Genomic DNA, 5789 nt, shown 5'->3' on the forward strand with positions numbered 1-5789 from the left:
CATTACGGAGTTATCCCCACCATCTGTGGATAACTCCGTGCAAAAGCTCCGCGTATCTCGCCCTGCCCCAGCAGTAATAAGGGGTGGGGAATTCTGATGATCTTTTATCCACCCCTCTCTATGGAACATTTCAGGGTCACTTTTTATGTCTAAAAAAGTCTATTGTCTGGCACAGTTTCAGCCGAAGCCGGGTAAAGAAGCAGAACTCTTCAGCATACTGCAGTCACTGGAACCGAATACCCAGCGTGAAGACGGCTGCATTCAGTATACGGTGACACGCCACATCAGCAGTCCTTTCGCTGAAGGTAGCAGTTTCCCCATCGTGTTTAACGAAATTTGGCAAGACAATGCCGCCTTTGAAGCGCACTGTCAGCGCGCTGAAATTGTTAACTTCTTTGAAACCCAGTGTGTTGCGGAAGACGGTCTGGTCGCTGATTTTAATGTCTGCGTTTACTCTGACGAACCCGCAGATTACGACCGCCCACAGCTCGACACCTGATTGCCAAAACGGCTTCCCAGACCTCCTATTTAGGACCCGTAATTCTTGAATATTAGCTCTGTTCATCTTTAACAGAGCGCGTTATGCTTAATATTCATACGGGTCCCACATTGGATGTCAGACCTATTGTAGTGATGCGATAAACCAGACTGACCGCCACATGTCTTAGGATACCGCTGCTATGCAACCGAACAAAAAGTTACTGCGCTTTCTAAAACAATTCTTTATTCAGAAACCCGAGCTACATCATCCGGATGACGGCCACCTGCTGCCAACTGTTGAATTTTATCAGCTGCTGGATAAAGAACGCTTTCGTGCTGACCGTCTGGGTAATCCTTTCAGTCTGGTGATCATCCCCCTGCCTGACGCTTTGCAGTCTCCTGCCCGACTGCGACACATCACCTCGCATATACATGCTCAAACCCGACTGATCGATGAATTAGGCTGGTTTGCGCCGGGAACCTTGGGGCTTTATCTGTTCAATACGCCCGAAGCTGGGGCTCAGGTTGTACTCTCACGTATTCGGGAACAGCTGGAATACCCAGAGTTGCTCGACGACATACAGATCATGGTCTACCCGGATAACGAGGTTCGTAGCCCTCTGGATGAAGACAGCGAAGAGAGGGGGGATAACCGTATTCAGGAGCGTCTCAACCTGAATCTGGTCGCCACCATCCAACAAGTATCAGGTGACCATATAGACCCAACCGCGACACAAACGATAACTCGGGATATTTCAGCCAGTGGAGCATACTTGCTCACCTCAACCTCACTACCTGAGGGGACACAGTTAGAACTGGAGGTGTTATTGCCATTTGAAGAGTTACGGCCGCTGGAAGCGTCGGGGAAAGATATTGCGCTAAAGGCGATCGGCCACGTCGTCCGCTCGGACACGGAAGGAGTGGCCGTTCAGTTCGTCAATCCTCAGAACATGAAAACATTCCGGAAACTGAAATTTGACGATTTGCCACAACAATAGACGTAGTTAGGGCGTGGTGATTATTGATGAATAAACCTCTTATCAATCCAGACAGTATCGGCGGCAATGCCCAGAGTCTTTTTCTAAAAAAAGTCCCCCTCTGGAAGACGGCAATGGATAAAGCGGGCGCCTTATGTGCGTTGCTGATGCTATCCCCCATTCTCATCTGCACCTACGTCATTATCAAAATCACCGACCCGGGTCCTGCTTTTTTTGTTCAGCCGCGAATGGGGCGTGGCGGTAAGGCTTTTGGGATGTTCAAATTTCGTTCTATGGTCACCAATGCCGAAGCACTAAAAGCCAAGTTGATGGAACAGAATGAACGTGATGGACCGGCATTTAAGATGACGGATGATCCCCGTATTACGCCAATCGGACGATTTATTCGTAAGTGGAGTATCGACGAGTTGCCACAGCTGTATAACGTCCTGCGCGGCGATATGAGCTTGGTCGGTCCGCGTCCGTTGCCGGTGACCGAGGACAAGCAGATGGGGCAATGGCATGTGATGCGCCGGGAAGTAAAACCGGGGATTACCTGCCTGTGGCAGATTGCAGACCGCGATAATATCGGTTTTGACGAATGGATCAGGCTGGATATTCAGTATATCCGCAACTTGTCGTTCTGGCTGGATGTAAAGATATTGTTATTAACCGTACCCGCTGTCCTGACCAACCGCGGTGCGAAATAACGCCAGCGCCACGTGTACCCACCTTATCAAACGCAATCTGCAGAGATAGTGCAATCCTTTGCCATTGGACTCCCTGTGCTACTCCTATTCCAGCTCCCAATCCCTCATCCACAGGAAATACGGAAGCGGGCAAACTATACTGCTGCTACTTTTATATGTAACTGAAGGTCTAAGCAGGACATGCCACTAGCGGACCAAGGGATGTCCTCCATGTACCTTTGCTGACAACCCATCAACGCTGAGCGAGAATCGCCTCCGTGACTACGCGTGCAGAACGACTAAAGCAGGCACGGATGCGCGTCAATCTGACCCAGGTAGAGGCGGCAAAACGTCTTGCCAAGGCAGTATCTACGATTAAGGGCTGGGAGAGTAATCAGGGGACCGAACCGGCCACCCTGAACGATGTCGCGCGTGTGTGCAAACTGTATGACATCTCCATCGACTACTACGTCAATGGACATACTCCGAGTAACTTTCAGATCAATAATCTAAGTCGGAATCAACGCCGTCTGATCGAAGCCTTTGGCCATCTTTCGCCTGCGGCACAACATGCATTGATGTTAGCCTTAGAACAACTCGCAGACGACATCACACAATAATTTCTTATATTTCAATATATTAAGAGAATATTCCCAGCTTTGTTTTACAACGCCAGTGTCTCGCCTTCTATCAGCGGTACAAAACGCACGTCCAGCACGGGTTGCGTCGTCACTTCACCCGCCGCATCCTTATCCACCTGATACAACACCTGCGCGCCGTTCTCGGGGCCAATTGGAATCATCATGCGCCCTCCTTTTTTTAACTGCTCGATCAACGCGGGTGGTATCTTCTCAGCAGCAGCGGTCACAATGATACGATCATAGGGCGCAGCCTCCGGATACCCCAGATAGCCATTCCCTAATAACGGATAAACATTATCGTAATGCATCTTGTGTAACTGCGAGGACGCCTGACGGAAAAGGGGAGCGATAATTTCGATGGTATAAACCTTTGAGGTCAGAAGAGACAACACCGCCGCTTGATACCCCGATCCGGTCCCGACTTCCAAACAGATATGGTCCTTTTCCGGCCTGAGCAGGTCGGTCATCAAAGCAACGATATAGGGCTGAGAGATGGTCTGTTCATAACCAATCGGCAGGGCAATATTTTCATAAGCCTCAACCACCAGCCCGTCAGGTACAAAACGTGATCTCTGAACTGAACGAATAGCGGTCATTACGTTTTCAGCGAACCGTCCCCGCCCTGTGAGGCGGGCAGTGCGCGCAATCGCCTGCAACATGTGGTGACATTCCGTCATGATATCCCCCTTGGGGAATCTGCGGATAAGCCCTCTATATACACACAAGACCTATTCGCCGGCTCCCCCTTAGGTAAAGAGAGTGTAGTGACTCCTTTAAGCCTAGCAGCCAAGGCGATTGAACACGAACTGAAAACCGCTTCACGGCCTGTTGTCCGATCATATTTACGCTAACATTCAACGGGTAATATCACTGCTTAGAGGGATAAACGAACGATTGGTAGTGCTCTATAAGCAGACGACTTATTACACCATATACACCCCAGAAAAGATCAAATATAGAACAGTTGTTTACTATTTTGCACTCCAACTATTACCACTAGGTAATAACCCTGATACACTGGGCGTCCACTTTTTGTCGGGTATACACCATGTCACAGGCATATCTGGTTGCAGCAGCAAAAATGGTCGACGGTCAGGGCACTCTGGAATCGGTTCAACGCTACGAAAAACGCTTGGCTGAACTGGGCATCCCGCTGCAAGAGCTATTCATTGAGCGACTCGACAGCGACTGGCATGCCCCCGAAAAACCCAATCATTTCCGCAGTGGTTGCGGCCCGATTGAAGCGCTGAATCATGCACACCAGCTTATCGCCGATGGTGCCCCGGCCGTTGCCATTCGCGGTGAAGAGCTGATTAAATCCGGTTATGAGAGAGACCAGCGCCTGCAGTTAATGGCCGTGTACGGTGATGACTACCCACTGACACAAGGGTATGACGACGTTGCGCAGCAGTTTATCCAGAATCAAAACATCGATGCGGATCAGTTCCGAGCGATCGCCGCGGCCCTGTTTGAGAACTACCAACGCAGCTACCTGTCCACGCTGGACGCGCAGGATGACGTGGTCGATGTCAGTCAGGCCACCCCTGCTGCCCGCTGGTTTGAGCTGATCACCCCACTGTTCCGGGGTGTTGACTGCGCAAACCCGCTAATCGATTTCAATGGTATCTTGCTGGTATGTAATTCAGCCACGGCCGATGCGCTCAACGTTGCGATGCCACAGCGGATTGCTGTGCGCGGTGTTGGCTTAGGACGCTTAGCGGAGGATGGTCCGTCTGAGATCAAAAATATCGCGCACTACACCCATATGAAACGCGCTTATCAACAGAGCTGCGAGCAAGCACAGATCGATTTTAGCGACCGCTTTATGCGCGGTGAAGCCCTGCTGGATACGTACACCTGCTACCCGGTTGTACCTATGGCGTTCCTGCTGAACAGCGGACTAGTCAGTTCAGTAGATAAAATTCCGAGTTTTCTGAAAGAGTATCCCATCACCATCACCGGGGGCATGAATCTGGCCCGTGCTCCCTGGAATAACCCGGCACTGAACGGTTTAATTTGTATGTATCAGCAACTCACACACGGGGACATTTCGCTGGGGGCCGTGCATGGTAACGGCGGTCTCGGATACCGTCAGGGTGTGGCTATTCTGGAACGGGAGCCAGGCTGAGCGTTCAGCGGCATGCAGGCTTAGCTGTGCACAAAGGTCTGTTCACGCTCGAATGAGGCATAGAGCAGGCAGTCACTGAGAGCGATCGACTTATTACCAGTGATCATAAATAACTTCAGCGGACGGGCGGTAAGCAGTTTACGGCCCTCAAGCCTGAAAAAGGTCGAAAACACATCCCTGCCTGCTGCACTTTTTACCCGTAAGATACGGGCACCGCAATGCTCCCCTACCCAGCCAATATGGGTTCCTTCCGGTGCGGTACCAAAGTTGTGCGCTTCCAGATTGCTGCGGATGGTCAGATCCATATCCGGTATGGCCGTATCGGCGAATTCAATCTGGCTGTTCGGATGCAACTCCAGCCGCACCGGATGCCGGTAGAGATCAATTTGAATGCCGTCATGTGGCAAACGCATAACATGCTCTTCATATAAATAACGTGCTAATCCATCCACCGCCAGTTCGTCCGAACGGACATCACCCGCCCCGCCACACTCCACAGTCACCACCGGCATCACACTGTTACTCATCTCCATAATCGCACCGAGTGTCAGATCTGTAATAATCAGATGACTGGTAAAGAGCGAGATCAGCGCTTCATGGGCGGGATCTTCATGGGTCGCAACACCAAACGCCGGACTGCGACCCGAGGTATTATGGATATCGATCATGCACTCAGGCTGGTAGCTGTCGATCAACGCCAGCATATGCTCAGCAATCGCACCGTTGTAATCATCAAAGGGGGGCTCAAAGCAGCGGTTCATATCACGTTGTCCGGGTAAGATACGATGCTTGTAGAGCTCCTCCGTTAGCGCAGCTTTCACCGAGATGATAAAACACACGATGTTGACTGCAGGCGTGCCACCACTACTCAACC

At 51.0% G+C, this 5789-nt stretch carries 7 protein-coding genes; 5 read left to right on the top strand and 2 right to left on the bottom strand.

Annotation, left to right across the window (positions count from 1 at the left end; genetic code table 11):
- Window positions 1–145 precede the first annotated feature (145 nt).
- The 4 genes from ABYW01_RS12305 (at window position 146) to ABYW01_RS12320 (ending at window position 2766) form a co-directional block, all read left to right on the top strand.
- Window positions 146–499 (top strand): putative quinol monooxygenase, encoded by a 354-nt coding sequence (locus tag ABYW01_RS12305; RefSeq protein ID WP_372833062.1) that lies wholly within the window; start codon window positions 146–148, stop codon window positions 497–499.
- Window positions 500–680: 181 nt separating this feature from the next.
- Window positions 681–1478, top strand: coding sequence for a PilZ domain-containing protein (locus ABYW01_RS12310; protein ID WP_372833065.1), 798 nt, complete (start codon window positions 681–683; stop codon window positions 1476–1478).
- Between the two features lie 26 nt (window positions 1479–1504).
- On the top strand, window positions 1505–2167 hold the full coding sequence (locus tag ABYW01_RS12315; RefSeq protein WP_372833067.1) for a sugar transferase: 663 nt from the start codon (window positions 1505–1507) through the stop codon (window positions 2165–2167).
- Window positions 2168–2424: 257 nt separating this feature from the next.
- Window positions 2425–2766 (top strand): multiprotein-bridging factor 1 family protein, encoded by a 342-nt coding sequence (locus ABYW01_RS12320; protein WP_372833069.1) that lies wholly within the window; start codon window positions 2425–2427, stop codon window positions 2764–2766.
- 44 nt (window positions 2767–2810) lie between these two features.
- Here the strand turns inward: ABYW01_RS12320 and ABYW01_RS12325 are convergent, their stop codons facing one another.
- Complete coding sequence (locus ABYW01_RS12325) at window positions 2811–3464, bottom strand: protein-L-isoaspartate(D-aspartate) O-methyltransferase (protein ID WP_372833071.1); 654 nt, start codon at window positions 3462–3464, stop codon at window positions 2811–2813.
- 371 nt (window positions 3465–3835) lie between these two features.
- On the opposite strand from ABYW01_RS12325, the gene ABYW01_RS12330 reads away from it, so the two are divergent.
- On the top strand, window positions 3836–4915 hold the full coding sequence (locus ABYW01_RS12330; protein ID WP_372833074.1) for a hypothetical protein: 1080 nt from the start codon (window positions 3836–3838) through the stop codon (window positions 4913–4915).
- A 20-nt stretch (window positions 4916–4935) separates the two neighbouring features.
- On the opposite strand, the gene ABYW01_RS12335 is transcribed toward ABYW01_RS12330, so the two are convergent.
- A partial coding sequence (locus ABYW01_RS12335) for a hypothetical protein (protein WP_372833075.1) occupies window positions 4936–5789 on the bottom strand: 854 nt, incomplete at its 5' end.

The sequence above is a fragment of the Pontibacterium sp. genome, assembly GCF_041587635.1.
Classification (GTDB): domain Bacteria; phylum Pseudomonadota; class Gammaproteobacteria; order Pseudomonadales; family Balneatricaceae; genus Pontibacterium.